A 16,044-nucleotide genomic window follows, 5' to 3' on the forward strand; every position below is an offset into this window, starting at 1 on the left:
GTGCCAAATCAACGCTGGACATCATTCGGATACACCAACAAACGGAACCTAAATTGGAACTACTTAAGATTGACTGCTTAGGCAAATCACTGCGTTTGGAAGGCTCCCTCGCAGGTTGGCAACAACTCTTTTGGGACAATACCTTAGTCTCACAAAAAGCCGCTTCAGTGGATAATGGCGGTCTCAAAGTCCATGAATTTGAACTCACTCAACAGCATAGCCAATTGGCCAGCGAGCATGGCGAAGCGCAAGTTCTTGAGCATAAAATCCTTGTGCGGCTTGAAACCGATGTGGTTTGGCAGCCCTTTAGATTCGACTATCGACTGCTTATTGATGAAGAAGTGATTGCCCAAGGCACTCGTACCGAAAAAGATATCGAACGCCAAACCCCTGAAATCCCAGTGACTACACCACAAAAATTTAGCTTTGTTGGTTTAGCTTCCCTTGGATTTAAGCTACTCAAAAGCGCTAAGGTCATCAAAGTGGTTCTCGCGGGCGCGAGTGTGGCGGCCTACTCTTGGTTGTTTTCCTTCCAATTTGCCTTGGCACTTATCGCCTGTTTGGTATTCCACGAGTACGGCCATATTCGCGCGATGAAGTACTTTGGGATGAAAACCAAAGGAATTTACCTCATCCCCTTTATGGGGGGACTCGCCCTCAGCGATGAAAAGATTAACACCCGCTGGCAGGATGTGGTCATCTCGATTATGGGGCCAACCTTCGGCCTGTTGATGTCGGTAGGCTCGCTTATCGCTTACCACATGACGGACAATGTCTTCTTTGCAGGGCTAGCAGCCTTTAACGCGCTACTTAACCTGTTTAATTTATTGCCAATTTTACCCCTCGATGGCGGCCATATTTTAAAGAGCATTAGCTTCTCCATGAACAGCATTATGGGGTTAATTGCCTGCGTGATTGGCGCCGCCTTTGGGGTGTATATCAGCTACACCTTGGGCCTTGCCTTGCTCGGTTTCTTGCTACTTATCGGCAGCTTAGAAATTGTATTTGAATGGCGTACTCGTCATCAAAGCCACCTCTTGCCGCTAGACAGATATGGGCAGATATTCTCAACCATTTGGTACTTAGTGACCGTTGCCGCCCTCGTTGGGATTATCTGGCACTTAGCGGGCACGGGCGATGATATGTTAAGCCTGCCACTCCAGATCCTGCGCAGCTAAACGCAATCGTCTGATCCACATAATAAAAAACCGCGATTGCTTAAGGCATCGCGGTTTTTATTTATCTAATAATTCAATTAATTATCCGCTAATGGCGGCGCAATATCGCTCCCACCTAAGGCTTGATAAAGCGTCGCTTGAGCCGTTAATTGGTTATAGCGATTCTCCAGCAATGCGGCCTCAGCGCTGCGGCGATTCTCCTGCGCATCAATCCAATTTTGAATGCCAATAGCGCCATGGCGATATTGGCTCTCATAAATCGCTTCGGCCTGGGCGGCGGCGCTAAATTGCTGCTCAAGCTTCTCACCTTGGTAGGCGTATTGCTGCTTGGCCGAGATAGCGTTATCCACATCTTTAAAAGCGCTGTAGAGGGTTTTACGGTAATTCACAATCGCCGTTTGGTAGTCGATATCTGCAAGATCATTGTTGATTTGCATTTGATTCCATTGCAAAAAGGGCAGCACTAAACCCGCACCTAAACTCCCCACGGGATTGCGCAACAGCTCTTTTAGCTCGGAGGTCGACTCACCCACGCTGCCAGTCAAACTCAAACTTGGGAAGTAACTGGCGTAGGTCGCATCCTTACTGGCCAGCGCCGAGCGCAATTGGTACAAAGCCGCCTTCACATCGGGACGACGGCCGACCAATTCGGCGGGAATGCCGACGCCAACCTCAGGCACCGCACCGTCCGGCAATTGCTTGATCTCAACCGCCACTTGCCCCGGGGCGCGATTGAGTAAGATCGCTAGGGCATTTTCGGCTTCAGCTAACTGTTGCAGCAATTGACTGTGGGAAGCCTCTTGCCCCGCTAAACTGCGTTGGGATTCGAGCACATTCAGCTCAGTCACGGCGCCCGAGGCATATTGGCGCTGGGTTAATGCCAGTGTTTGTCGACTATGTTCAATACTCTTATTGCTTAGTTCAATCCGCTGATGCAGATAGCCAATCTGCCAATAGAGGGATGCCGTCGTCGCGACTAGACTCTGCGCCGTGCTCTCCCTATCTTCGAGACTTGCCAGCGCCGTCCATTGGGCTTGGTCGATATTGGCCGACACTTTACCCCAGAGATCTACCTCATAGCTTACCGACAGGTTAGCCTGAAATGTCTTGCTCGAACTGCCGCCCTCCAGCGGTTTATTCACAGACGCGGTATTATTGGAGCTGAGCTGTGGATACAAATCATCCCGCGCTAACCCCGCCTGTAAACGCGCCTTTTGCAAGGTTAAGGTGGCGAGCGTCAGGTCATTATTGCTGCTAAGCACTTGGCTAATCAGCTGATTTAATTCGGGTTGATTAAACTTCTGCCACCAAGGGTCGAGGCTCACTTGACCATTCACTTGGGTGTGCTGCCACTGCTCTGGCACTTGTAATGCTGGCGGCTCAAAGTCGGAGCGCATCAGCGCGCCGCAGCCAGACAACAGCGCAATGCTGATGGCAATCACGCTGAACTTAAGCGTTCTTAATTTGTTTTGATGCGTTAACACTTTATTATTCATTGAGTTACTCTCTAGCCAGGGCATCAACAGGATCTAAACGCGCCGCATTGCGAGCGGGGAGGAAGCCAAACAACACCCCGATTAAGGTGGAGCAGGCGAAGGCGGCAACAATAGAAGTCGTCGAATAAATCATCTGGAAACTGCCTCCCGCTTGGGCAAACACCACGCCAATCAAATAGGCCAAGGCCACCCCAAGCGCGCCGCCGCACAGACAAACCAACACGGCCTCAATTAAAAACTGCCGCAGAATATCACTCTGGCGCGCCCCAACCGCCATGCGCACGCCAATCTCGCGGGTGCGCTCGGTCACCGACACTAGCATGATATTCATCACCCCTATGCCGCCCACTACGAGGGAAATCACCGCAATGGCCGAGATTAATAGCGTCATGGTCGCGGTGGTTTTCTCGATATTCTGGCGAATGGTATCCGTGTTAATGGTGAAGAAATCCTGTGTACCGTGGCGCATCTTCAGCAGGCTAATAATCCCCTGCTCCGCCGCATTGCTCGGTACGGATTCATCGAGCCTAACAGTAATGCCATCAAGGTATTTCTTGCCCACCATCCGGCCTGATACCGTGGTATAAGGCACCCACACATTGAGGGCATCACTGTTACCAAAGGCGCTTTCCTTAGGCTGAGTGACACCAATAATCCGCACCGGCAAATCCCCGAGGAAGATGACTTCCCCGATGGCAGAGCCCATGACGCCGCTACTGTTAGGGAACAGCTGTTTACGGGTGTTCTCGTCGATCACCGCATCTTGGGCTAACGCATTAACACTGTCATCGTCCCAAAACTGCCCTTGGGCGAGCTCATAGCCTCTAACCCGGAAGAACTCTGGCCCCACACCATTCACAGTCGCCGTCACCGCCTTATTGCCATAACGCACAGTCGCACTCGAGCCAATGCTCGGGGTGACACTATCGACATAGGGCAAATTTTTCAGTGCATTAGCATCGCTTGCAGTCAAAGTTCGTACCTTTGCCGAGCGCCTATCACCAAAGCCTGAGCCGGGGCGAATGTCTATGGTATTGGTGCCCATCGAACTAATGCTCTTTAAGATTTCCCGCTGCGAGCCTTCACCCAGCGCCACCACAGACACGACTGAAGCGATACCGATAATAATGCCGAGCATAGTTAAAAAGGTGCGCAATCTATGGGTCGACATCGCCAGCAGCGCCATTTTCAGGGCTTCGGCATATCTGTCCCATGCCGCCACGCGGGCGCGCACCTTCGTCTTGGCGGGGATCACTTCAGTCTTAGGCGCAGCCGCAACGTTTGAGGCGGGATTAGGCTCATCGCTGATAATCACCCCGTCCTTAATCTCAATAATACGGTCGGCATGCTGCGCCACATGCATATCGTGGGTGACGATGATAATGGTGTGGCCCTCGCGGTGCAGTTCCTGTAATAACCGCATCATTTCTTCACCGCTGTGACTATCTAAAGCGCCCGTCGGTTCGTCGGCAAGGATCACATCACCGCCATTCATCAGCGCCCGCGCCACACTCACCCTCTGCTGTTGGCCACCACTGAGCTGATTTGGCTTATGGTCGAGACGCTCACCTAAACCCAAGCGCGACAATAAGTGCTCAGCGCGCTGTCTACGTTCAAGACGATCTTTACCCGCATACACGGCGGGCACTTCGACGTTACCGACAGCATTTAGATCGCCAAGCAAATGATATCGCTGAAAAATAAAGCCGAAATGCTCACGTCTCAGCTTTGCGAGTTCATCCACATCCATCTGCGAGGTATCTTGGCCATCGATAAAGTACGAGCCCTTTGAGGGTTTATCTAAACAGCCCAAGATATTCATCAGTGTCGACTTACCCGAACCCGAGGCACCGACGATCGCCACCATCTCACCACGGGCGATGGAAAGATTAACATCTTTGAGTACAGTCAGTTGTTGCTCACCCGCCTGAAAACTGCGGTAGCAAGCTGACACTTCCAGTAATGGCTTAGTCACGCTTAAAACCTCATTGGTGGGCCACGGAACTTCATGGTCGAGCCGTCGGCGGGCATTCCGAGCACCACTTGGTCGCCTTCGTTCAGGCCAGACAGGATTTCGGCATTGATTTTGTTATTAATACCAACAGTTACATCCACATATTGCACTTGGTTATTCACCAATACAGGCACTTGATATTGCGGCCCACGGGACTTGCCTTCCGCTGGCGGAGCCGCTTTATCCCTTGGTTTTACCCTCAGCACCTGCGATGGTACTAACAGCGCATCATCAGACTTGGCAAGCACAATCGAAATCTGCGCCGTCATGCCAATGCGTAGGGTTCGGTCGGGGTTTTCGACATCGAACAGGCCATGGTAATAAATGGCGTCTGAATCGCTCGAGCTCATATTGCTATCGTCACCATCCATTGACGTCGGGCCAGGCTCAATCGCCCTTAAAGTGCCGCGATAGGGATGGTTAGGTCTACCAAGAATAGTGAAATACACTGGCTGTCCTGGGCGCACATTGACGATATCGGCTTCGGAGATCTGCGCCTTGACCGTCATGGTATCGAGCTGCGCCATCTCGACTATGGTTGGTGTGGTTTGATTGGCGTTAACGGTTTGACCCACTTCGACCGCAGAGTAAACGACGGTGCCATCCATAGGCGCAGTGATCTTGGTATAACCTAAATCGATTCTGGCACTGTCGACATTAATCTCAGCCTGTTGTTTTTGCGCTTCTAACTGCTCAAGCTCGGCTTGATACACCGTGAGCGTGGCTTCGGCGGCTTCAAAGTCTGCGCGGGAGCTGGCCTTATCGGCGAGCATTTGCTGCTGACGGGTATATTCGAGTTTTGCCTGACGAATTTGCGCCTGCTTAGCACGATACTGGGCATTGATGTTTTTAAGGGATGCCAGCGCATTTTGCAGGTTGTTTTGCTGGGCAAGACTGTCGATTTGCGCGATAAGATCGCCCTTTTTCACCTCTTGGCCTAGCTCCACAGGCAAACTCAGAATTTGCCCTGAGACCTGCGCGCCCACACTCACCAGCTTGGAGGCCTGCAACATGCCGTTGGCGAGCACCGAGTTTTCAATATCGCCGCGTCTAACGGGTTCAGTCACATAGCTTGGAGCCGCCTCGGGTTTATGTAGCAGAAAATAAGCGCCGCCCCCAAGGAGGATGAGGCCGCTTAGGATCAATATCAATTTACGCTTTGAGGATTTTTTCATCTGAATCTAGGTGTCCATCAATGCCAATGGGCGCAAGCGTGTATCTTGCGGGAAGAAAAATAGTGCTGTCAGTATATAGAGTTAGCTAAGCACAGTAGACGAAGGAAGTGTCGATATCAGGTAAAGATTTGCAAATATCTGTGTAGAAGTTTGCGCCCTAGACCTTTAAATATACGGATAAAACGTTGAACCATATAAATCCATGTTACTTGAGATTATCTGCATACCTCAAACTAAAGGGTCATGGCGTGAAACGCTGATTTTTATAAGCAAAGGTTTGTATAAACAACCAATAGCAAAACAGGGATACCTTAGGTATCCCTGTTGTTTACGTAAAGCAGTTGTGGCATTTATTACTCAGATATCACAAACACTTAGCCAAGGCGGCGACGCAATTCACGGGTCGCATCGACCATGTTTTTCAGCGCGGGTTCGACTTCAGCCCAAGTGCGTGTCTTAAGGCCGCAATCGGGGTTAACCCACAGTTGGCGCACTGGCACTTTTTGCGCCGCTTTTTCGATAAGGTGCACCATGGCCTCAACACTTGGTGTATTGGGCGAGTGGATATCGTAAACGCCAGGGCCAATTTCATTTGGATATTCAAAATCTTCAAAGGCGTTGAGCAGTTCCATGCGTGAACGGGAAGTCTCGATGGTGATCACGTCCGCATCCATGGCGGCAATCGCGGCAATCGTATCGTTAAACTCGCTGTAACACATATGGGTGTGGATTTGGGTTTCATCAATCACACCCGCCGCACTCAGTTTAAAGGCATTCACCGCCCAATCTAAGTAAGCTTGCCACTCGCTTTGCTTTAATGGCAATCCTTCGCGGAAGGCTGGCTCATCAATTTGAATAATGCCAATACCCGCATTTTGTAAATCCACCACTTCATCACGAATAGCCAGCGCCAATTGGGTGGCAATGGTATCGCGGCTGATATCTTCACGGGCAAACGACCAATGTAGAATCGTCACCGGCCCCGTTAGCATGCCTTTGACAGGTTTGTCCGTCAGGCTCTGGGCAAATACCGCCCAATCAACCGTCATGGCTTTCGGGCGACTCACATCGCCATAAATTAATGGCGGCTTCACGCAGCGAGAACCATAACTCTGCACCCACCCATTTTTGGTAAAGCCCACGCCTTCGAGCTGCTCGCCGAAGTATTCCACCATGTCATTACGCTCGGCTTCACCGTGCACCAGCACATCGATACCGAGCTTAAGCTGGCGGTCGATAGTATCGCGGGTCACTTGCTGCAACTGCTCAGTATATTGGGCATCGCTTAGCTCACCCTTGCGCCAGCGGCTACGTAGTCCGCGGATTGCCGGTGTTTGTGGGAATGAGCCAATCGTAGTCGTTGGCAACAATGGCAAACGATACTTACGCTGCTGCACCACTTGGCGCTCAGTAAATTCACTCACCCGTTCATAGTCGGCTGGGGTCAGCGCAGCGACACGGGCGATCACTTTAGCATCCGCCGCCTGTGCCTTAGCCTCACGGCGAGCCACGCAGGAGTTAACTATCGCTTTGGCCGCGACAGACTCAGGGGCCTGCAACAATTGGCGCACATTTGCCAGTTCCAACAGCTTTTGCTTGGCAAACGCAAGCTGCTGACGCAGCGTCGGCGTGAGCGTTGTCTCTACCTCTAAATCCACAGGGCTGTGCAGCAGTGAACACGAAGTGCCAATCCATAGGCGCGCTCCTAAGTCTCGGGCAACACCGCCGATACGCTCAACAATCAGGTCAACCTCCGCCGCCCACACGTTACGGCCATTAACTACACCCGCCGACAGAATTTGATCTGGTCTTAATGCATTAGCAAACAAGGCCAATTGTTCAGGGGCAGTCACTAAATCTAGGTGCACCCCCGCCACCGGCAGCGCGGAAACCAATGCCTGATGATGGCTAATGCTGCCATAGTAACTGGTGAGTAAAATCTTCACTTGAGCCGTTTTAAGCGCTTGATAAGCTTGGCTAATCGCTGCTTGCCAATCGGCGGCTAATTCGAGTGCCAGAATCGGTTCTTCAAGTTGCACCCAAGTTACGCCCTGCGCAGCAAAACGCGCAAGAATGTCGGCATAAGCCTTTACTAGATTGGGCAATAAACTCAGCTTATCGAAATCCTGACCTACAGTTTTGGCCAGATACAAGTAACTCACAGGGCCTAACAACACAGGCTTGGCTTGATAACCCAGCGCCTGCGCCTCGGCCACTTCATCAAATAACTGCTCATAGGCGATAGAGAACACTTGGTCTTGCTTAAGCTCTGGCACTAAGTAGTGATAGTTAGTGTTGAAATACTTAGTCATTTCCGAGGCTGGCGCATCGGTGCCACTTGGTGCACGACCACGGGCAACGCGGAATAAGGTATCAAGATCGATAGCACCCTCGCCACGGTGGCGATCGGGGATAGCGTTTAAGGTCGCACTCAGGGTTAACACTTGATCGTAAAAGGCAAAATCCCCTACAGGTACTTGCTCTATCCCTGCGTCCACTTGCCATTGCCAATGAGTGCGGCGTAACTCCCTAGCCACCTCATGCAGTTCAGCTTGAGTGCTCTCACCACGCCAGTATTTTTCAAGGGCAAACTTTAATTCACGACGACGCCCGATACGGGGAAAACCAAGACTGTTTAATTGCATACCATATCTTCCTTTATTTGAGATAAGCCATATTCGGCACTTGCACCCAGTAGATGGTGTTTTCTTGGCAACTTTTCGCATTTAAGCCTAGATAAATCACAATGGGCGTCTGGACGTCTAGAAGTTTATTGTGATAGTCTCTATGCCAGCAACCGAATTGATTTCAAGCACAACATGAGCGAAATTCACTTGGAGTGATCATGATCGAACTAAGACATCTGCGAACCTTAATGGCACTGAAGGAAAGTGGCAGCTTGGCGGGCGCAGCCAAAAAACGTTTTGTCACTCAATCGGCTCTCTCCCATCAAATTAAGGAGTTAGAGCAACGAATTAACTCGCCCATTTTTGTGCGTAAAAGCAAACCGCTCTCCTTTACTCAGGAAGGTGCACGCCTGCTGCACCTCGCCGAAGAGATCCTGCCTAAGGTGTTAGAGACGGAAACCGATCTCAAAAATGGGCTGGAAACTGAAACCAATCAGCTCAGAGTTGGCATTGAATGCCACAGCTGTTTTCGCTGGTTAATGCCAGTGATGGAACAATTTAGGCAAGATCATCCCCAAGCCGAGTTAGATCTCTCAAGCCGTCATCTATTCGACTCGCTCAATGCCCTAGAAATGGGCGAACTCGATATAGTGCTGACCTCAGATCCCGTGCCAGGTCACTCGCTCGCCTATCAGCATTTGTTTGATTTTGAAGTGAAGTTAGTGGTTGCTAAGGATCATCCCTTAGCGAAAGAAGCCTATGTTGCGCCTAAGCAATTGGCGCGCTTGCCGATAATCAGTTATCCGGTGCCACTGGCGCGTTTAGATATTTACCGTCACTTTTTAGAACCCGCGGGCATAGAAGCCGGCGAGCAAAAAACCTGTGATTTGACCATGATGTTATTGCAGCGCATCGCCTGTAAGGACGGTATCGCCGCCCTGCCCAATTGGTCGATTAATGAAGGGCATGGTTTAAGTCTCGCCACCGTCAAACTGGGGCAAGAAGGCTTAAAACGCCCACTATTTGGTGCCTATCGACGCCACAGTGCGAACTCGGCCTTAGTGCAAAACTGGCTGCAATTGGTGGCAAGCGAAGGCTTAGCCCGCCAGCAAAAATCCAATTAAGCTTTGAAATGTTTAACAAAAAAGCCTGCAATCGCAGGCTTTGTTTTTATGGGCGGTGCTTAGAGCGGGTTAAGCAATAAACCACGCATTGACAATACTCGGCGCAGAATTAACCCGGGGGAATTTTGATTACGGGTCTGGCGCAGATTGTGGGCGATCATAAACTCTTGACGCAGATCTTGGTCAAGATCTAAGGCTTCAAAGGCTTCGATGGTTAAGGTTTGTTGCTGATTATCGATCAAAGACTTAATCACACTTAGCGGGAAAGATTGCTCAGAGCTGGCATTCAAATAAGCAAATGCGGTTAAGGCAATAATCTGGCCGAACACACTAAACAGCGCCAAGGTTTGCACCTCATCGGGGTCGATATCGACATCCGGCATATCAACTAAGCTGTCAACCGCATCAGTTGCTATATTTTCCGTGAGTTTCCAATAACCTTGAACCAACTTCTTATAGGGTTGAGGCAATTCATCGAGGCGTTCTTTCAAATAAAATGTAAAGGCGTAACGGTAAATATTAACTTGGCCCAAACGAATTAAGGCATCTTTTAAAGAGCGAGACTTAGGGCTAACCACACCAGAAGCTTGCGCCGAATTACTGCGCATCAACATATGGGCCGCTAACGCGGGATCACTCGAAATAATATCGATCACATTACGAATATCGCCTTCGGCAAGAATGGCCTTTTTCAGTGGAATTAAGATCCCACGGCGGCCAATGACTTGCTCTTCATTCGCTATGATGGCTCTCACTTGAGTAAAAACCTGTTGCTCAAGATCTGTCATAGGACACTTTACACCTGTTAATTAGCTATAAGATGATTCGAATACCGCTCACATCATACCCAAACTACAAAGAATTTCAGCACTAAGTCGTAGAATAATTGCGTTAACCCTAAAGATGATGTGCTTTACAGTATAAGCAACGACTTAGCCTATATTACACCCGTAAAAATGATTTTTCTCTGCACCCAACAGCAGAAATAACAAAGCCAGACAACGTCTGGCTTTAAAATGCGCTAAATCACTTAATTATCAGGATTCGGCTTAGAAGCGGTAGCCGACAGTCAAGCGAATATCACGGCCTCGGCCTGAGTAATAGCTATCACCCCAAATGCCACCGTAGTAACCCGAGCTAACATACTCTTTATCAAACAGGTTATCGATACGCAGGCTCGCTAACCAAGCATCACGGGTATAGTTAAGGGCTAGATTACCTAAAACATAGCTAGATAATTTATCGCCTTCGTTGCCGTTATCGCCTTCAATAAAACGATCGCCCGTGTAAATTGCCTCAGCAAATACTTGGAAATGCTCGGCAAAATCCATGCTGACATAACCGCGCCCCGTATGCTCCGCAACCCAAGACAATTGCTTGCCATCATTCACCCCATCGGTAAATTCGGCATCAATATAGTTATATTCCAAGCCTAAGGTGAGGGCTTGAGTGACCTGCCAATCCCAATCGGCACTCGCGCCATAGCGGCGTGAAGCATCGGCATTGACGTTGGCGCCTTGGAAGCTGCCACCAACAGGTTTTTCCGCACTCGGGTCGAAGACAATTTCATCTTCTAAATCGAGGCGATATAGGCTGACGCGTAGGCTTTGGCTAGCCACAGTCCAATCCCAACCCGCCTCATAGGAACGGCCTGTCTGTGGCTTTAAGCCATAGACATCTTTCGGGGTGTAAGCTTGCTCATCGACCTTAGCAAAGCGGAAGTTTTCATCGCCACGTAGATAGAATCTGTGCTCGGCGCTCGGACGGTAATTTAAACCGAACTCGAATGCGGTCGCATCTTCATCTAAATCGATGCCGTTTGGATACACATTGCCATCGACCAGATCGTCGGTCACCCGCGCATAACGGCCGCCCACTACATAGCTTAAGGTGTGGCTTAATGGCACAGTGGCTTGCAGGTAAGCACTTTGCATTTCCTGCACGTTGCTGCGCGCCATAGAGTCAAACTCGGCCTTACCACGGCTGATGTCTAAACCAGTGACTAGGTTTAGCTCACCTTGACGGGTGCTGTAATTAGCAAGTGCTTTAGGGCTAAACATCAGCAGCGAGCGAGTATTTTGGCTACCTGCGCCCCAGTTTAATGAGGTCACTAAGGTATCGCTGTAATCCAGATCCGCCGCTAAGGCCCAGTTTTGGTTAAGCTGATGCTGATAACCACTGCGTGCAGCCGTGGTCATCTCATGAACATATTCGCTTTTATTGGAAGACTGGCGTGGGTCTTCTTTGAACTGATTTACGGTCAACGAGCCCGGATTTTCACGGTCATCATCGTAGTAGCTGGTTTCAACAAAGAAAGAATCGGTAGCGGTTTTATATTGAATGCGGCCAAGGATAGAACCCGTTTCATTGGCGTTATGCTGACGATAGTTGTCACCTTGGTTGTAGCTTCCGGTCAAGAAATAGCGCCAATCCTTGTTGATTGCGCCAGACACATCGCCGCGACCTTCATAGGTATTAAAGCTACCGCCGGATAATTGCACGCTGCCACCGGTATTCTCAGGCGATTTAGTCACAATATTGATCACGCCACCCACGGCTTGATCGCCATAGAGCACGCCCGCACTGCCGGATAAAATCTCGATGCGTTCAACCTGATTTAAGGGAATTGCATTCAGGCTAGGCGCAGCAATATCAATGTTATTCAGACGGCGACCATCGAGCAAAATCAAGGTGTTGTTTACCGCTGTGCTGGCGCTAAAACCGCGCATCGCAAAGCTAGTACCAATATTGTTATCCGAAATTTGAATACCGCTCTGACCACGTAAGACGTCAGTCAAATTAGTCGCGCCACTCATTTCAATCGCCGCAGCATCAATCACATTCACATTAGCGGCAATATTTAACGGGGTCTTATCAGCACGGCCAATCACCACGATATGCTCATCGACGTTGGCGGCATGAGTTTCATCGGCAGCCACAGCGGGCGCGATAATTGATACACTGCAAAGGCTGCCAATCAGCAGCGCAATTTTGGTTGGATGTGTTCCCATTTTACCTTTAACTCCTACAAGGAAAACGGGGCATTAGCGCCACGATACCGTTGATTCAGTAGAAAACACTGATAGTCACTATCGCATTTTGAGATCTGCCCACCGAAATCTCAAAAACACCTTTAGGGCCGGTCTCCGGACTTAGGCTATATCCATCTCAACTTGAGATGAACGCGAAACTGACCTTTACACACTCGATTACAGGGCTCATCGTGAACGCCTATCAAATGCGGTCGTCTCTCACCTTTTACCGTTGCGGGGGCAGTGCCAGAATTTCACTGGCTTCCCGATTATCTCGCGACTTCATCATCGCAAGCACCACAGAAGGTTGACTCAAAATTAGGTTCAAAGGGCGTCAAACCTGTTAACGCCCAACAAGGCTCAGAATATTAAAGACCTAAGCGCGCGCATTATAGACGTCTATACGGATGAAAGTCCATTAATCTCAGATTGGCGAGAAAGCTCAGATGAGTTAGAAAACGCCATCCCAGTTTTTTGCCGCAGGTTGGGGTCTGTCTTTGCTCAAAATCGCCTGACGCTGCTCAGGGCTTTCGCATTGGGCAACCGGGCTTAAATCCAGCGGCTTAATCACTAACGAGTCAGCAGGTTGCACAGGCGACTTGTCGAACATGGGCAAATTCATCGACCAAGAGACCAACTCCCCCTTGTCGCTAATGCCAACATAACCGTCATTTGCGCCATCTAACCACTTGAGGCGCGGAATACGTGCCATTAACTTTTCCACATTATCACGGTTGGCGCGATATCCAACGGGCACCACTTTGCCATCGGGACGCGTAAACACAAAGGAGGATGGTCCTTGAGTAATAACACTGCCTTCCTGCCAATATTTATCAAGAATCTCTTGGGCATAGTGAAAGCCAAACATATACGCGTAGTCAGTGTCGTCGGCCACAATTTGCGGCACCGCCTTATCCCGCAGTAATAAAAACCCTGAGCCGACACTGATAATCTCCTTCACGCCTGTAATGTCGGTTTTTTTAATCCAATCGACGCCACAGTTAATCCCATCGCCCCAAAAATGCGCATCCCCCGTAGGACTTAACACCGCAAATGCGCAATTGTTTGCCGTCATACTCGCCACGTCTTTTAAGGCACTGCGGATAGGATAAGTATCACTGCGCCAGCCCCAACTCACTACTGAGCCGTCCTTTTTCAAGGCGGCATAGGTGTGTTGAAAATATTCGATCTTCGCCACATCCGTAAGCTGCGGGAGCAACTTTTTCATATTGGTCGACTCTTCAATCTGGCCCCAAATCACTGCACTGCCCTGTTTTTTGAGTGCGACAAAACTGCGTCCCTTAGCAAAGATATCAATGACATCAACTAATTGATCCTGCACATGCAAGCTATTGCCACCGTAAGGGCCATAACCCCAAGTGTGTACCTTGCCTGTGGCATCTAGCGCGGCAATGGCCTCTTGGTTGGCGAATAATTTAGTAATATTAGTCATGCGGTTTTGTAGGGCTTTGTCGAGGCGATATTTCCCCGCATTGCCCCAGAACACCACAGTGCCATCTTGACGTAACGCGGCAAACCCATCTTTAATCGAGACGATTTGCTTAACTTGCTTAAGCTGCTCAGTCACCTCGCGGCTATCGCCACCAGCATAGCTATCACCCCAAGTGATCACCTCACCGGATTGTGTTAACGCCGCAAAGGCCGAACTATTGGTCACAACAGTCTCGACAGCGGGTAAATCACAGGGAATATGGCGGTACTGTGGACTCGGATTTTCCTTAAATTGGAGCAGTTTGCCGTTATCAAACTGCAATAAGGCTTCTTTATCATTTTCGAACACGGTTACGGGTTTCGGCTGACTACAAGCCGTTAATTGTAGGGCGATTAAGGCTGCTACCAATGCCAAAGGGCGAGGAATTGAATAAGACTGCATAACTTATTTCCTTGTCGTTGCTGAAAACGTGAGTTGTTGAATATGTTGCGCTACGTTATCCGATAATGACTCCATTATCGGCCTCAATGCGCACTGAAAACCATGACTCGCATCTAACCGAGATAATAATACTTGTGTATGTTTATCAATCACCTGAGCGCTGTCGAGGCTGAGTGTTTGCAGCGCCATTCTCTGGCCAAACGCCGCCAAGATCCGCGCTTGCACGGGGCTAACCGTTTGCTCCACCGCACTATGGGTATTATCGAGTACCCATTTAACTAACCAAAGTAAATATTCGATGCGGGCAGCAAGGTCGACACAGCATTGTTTTTCATCCTCCAAGCCAAAACTGAGCTCTTTGGCATAACAAAGTGCCTCCAATGCCTTGAGCTTTTCTGCCGATAATGTCAGTGCCAAAGGGAGCTGATAAGTGCGAGTTATCAGTACAAAGGTTGCCAAGGTTCTTGCCGACAAAGCTTGATTGCTACGGGCTAACATCGCGAGTGCCAAGTCGTGAAACCCTAAGGAACTCAAGCGATAAAAGCTAATCATCACAATGGTTTCATCTATCGGTTCTAACTGTTTTTTGCTTGGCACAGATTGCATTTGGGCAAATAAGGCAACAAAACGCGGGTATAACTCACGGCAATGGCCGATATGATCGGCTGCTTCCCATACCAGAATATTCGCGGCGGGGTGGCACCTGTAGGTTTCAAGCAGATTGATAATCCCAGCGTAATCCTGCTGCAGTCCTAAACGCTTGACCATTGGCACATAACGACACTCAGCCCAACGAATTCTAAATAAGTTCAAACAGAAATAACCGACAAACAAGCCAAATAATAAGCCTGCGACGCCAAAGCCAACGTCCAGTTTGGCGCGATCGCGGGTTAATTCAAGATTGGCGCTCGCCCGTGTTGGTGCATCAGGCAAGTAGCTCACAGCACTTTGCGCATAGTTGGGCACTAATGCCCCCGGCGTATCATCCTGCGGCGAGACTAATTGATAAGTTGCACGGCAATCCACACCATCGAGATCCCACTGACGAATTTGCTCGCCCTCGGCGGTGTGATACTCCACCAAACACACCAATCTTTGGCGAGAGATGCCGTTCGAACCTCGTTCACTCCGATACTCAGTGTCAATCACCCGGCCAATGGCGACAGCACCACGCTCTTCAAGTTGATTGACCAACGACCACTTTTGCACGCCTTCCCAGAGGAACAAGGCGGCAAAACTAAAAAGCAGCAGAGGGATACAGATTAAGAGTATTTCTAACCACCCCAAAAAACGAGTGGAGGTACTCGAGGTTAATTGACTAGGATTCACCAACACGCCAGAACGTCCTTATCATTCCATGATATTTAAGGCATTGAATATCTATCTTTATTGTGCCTAAAGCGGGCGCTATTGTAGCAGCTTATGAAGATAAATCAGAAAATGCTCACAGTTTATTGTAAAGACACTATGAGACTCACTGTCTTCAAGCTTTAGCGTGCTATTC

The 16,044-nt window shown here is 49.6% G+C and carries 10 protein-coding genes and 1 riboswitch; of the genes, 2 read left to right on the forward strand and 8 right to left on the reverse strand.

Going from position 1 to position 16,044, the window contains the following annotated elements:
* The first annotated feature begins 53 nt into the window (after positions 1-53).
* The gene (locus tag JM642_RS16915) at positions 54-1,178 is read left to right on the forward strand and encodes a site-2 protease family protein (RefSeq protein WP_047534546.1); all 1,125 of its coding nucleotides are present in this window, start codon (positions 54-56) and stop codon (positions 1,176-1,178) included.
* 77 nt (positions 1,179-1,255) lie between these two features.
* Here JM642_RS16915 and JM642_RS16920 read toward each other — a convergent pair whose 3' ends face one another.
* The 4 genes from JM642_RS16920 to metE all read right to left on the reverse strand — a co-directional run bounded on the left by JM642_RS16920 (position 1,256) and on the right by metE (position 8,508).
* Complete coding sequence (locus JM642_RS16920; RefSeq protein WP_203432200.1) at positions 1,256-2,674, reverse strand: efflux transporter outer membrane subunit; 1,419 nt, start codon at positions 2,672-2,674, stop codon at positions 1,256-1,258.
* A 4-nt stretch (positions 2,675-2,678) separates the two neighbouring features.
* Entirely contained in the window at positions 2,679-4,649 is a 1,971-nt protein-coding gene (locus JM642_RS16925; RefSeq protein ID WP_037414407.1) for a MacB family efflux pump subunit, read from the reverse strand.
* Between the two features lie 2 nt (positions 4,650-4,651).
* Positions 4,652-5,863, reverse strand: a complete 1,212-nt coding sequence (locus JM642_RS16930; protein ID WP_088586117.1) for an efflux RND transporter periplasmic adaptor subunit — start codon at positions 5,861-5,863, stop codon at positions 4,652-4,654.
* Positions 5,864-6,237: 374 nt separating this feature from the next.
* Complete coding sequence (gene metE / locus JM642_RS16935; RefSeq protein ID WP_203432201.1) at positions 6,238-8,508, reverse strand: 5-methyltetrahydropteroyltriglutamate--homocysteine S-methyltransferase; 2,271 nt, start codon at positions 8,506-8,508, stop codon at positions 6,238-6,240.
* A gap of 200 nt (positions 8,509-8,708) precedes the next feature.
* Here metE and JM642_RS16940 point away from each other — a divergent pair, with 200 nt between their 5' ends.
* Positions 8,709-9,614, forward strand: a complete 906-nt coding sequence (locus tag JM642_RS16940) for a LysR family transcriptional regulator (protein ID WP_203432202.1) — start codon at positions 8,709-8,711, stop codon at positions 9,612-9,614.
* A gap of 59 nt (positions 9,615-9,673) precedes the next feature.
* Here JM642_RS16940 and JM642_RS16945 read toward each other — a convergent pair whose 3' ends face one another.
* The 4 genes from JM642_RS16945 to JM642_RS16960 form a co-directional block, all read right to left on the reverse strand.
* Positions 9,674-10,402, reverse strand: a complete 729-nt coding sequence (locus JM642_RS16945; protein ID WP_037414412.1) for an HDOD domain-containing protein — start codon at positions 10,400-10,402, stop codon at positions 9,674-9,676.
* A 261-nt stretch (positions 10,403-10,663) separates the two neighbouring features.
* Positions 10,664-12,625 (reverse strand): TonB-dependent receptor, encoded by a 1,962-nt coding sequence (locus JM642_RS16950; RefSeq protein ID WP_203432203.1) that lies wholly within the window; start codon positions 12,623-12,625, stop codon positions 10,664-10,666.
* A gap of 108 nt (positions 12,626-12,733) precedes the next feature.
* A riboswitch (cobalamin riboswitch) is annotated at positions 12,734-12,963 on the reverse strand.
* 134 nt (positions 12,964-13,097) lie between these two features.
* A complete protein-coding gene (locus JM642_RS16955) occupies positions 13,098-14,540 on the reverse strand; it encodes a hypothetical protein (protein WP_203432204.1) in 1,443 nt (480 codons plus the stop codon).
* Between the two features lie 3 nt (positions 14,541-14,543).
* A complete protein-coding gene (locus JM642_RS16960) occupies positions 14,544-15,875 on the reverse strand; it encodes a DUF3592 domain-containing protein (protein ID WP_203432205.1) in 1,332 nt (443 codons plus the stop codon).
* Between the last annotated feature and the right edge of the window lie 169 nt (positions 15,876-16,044).

It is taken from the genome of Shewanella sp. LZH-2, from assembly GCF_016859145.1.
Classification (GTDB): Bacteria; Pseudomonadota; Gammaproteobacteria; order Enterobacterales; family Shewanellaceae; genus Shewanella; species Shewanella xiamenensis.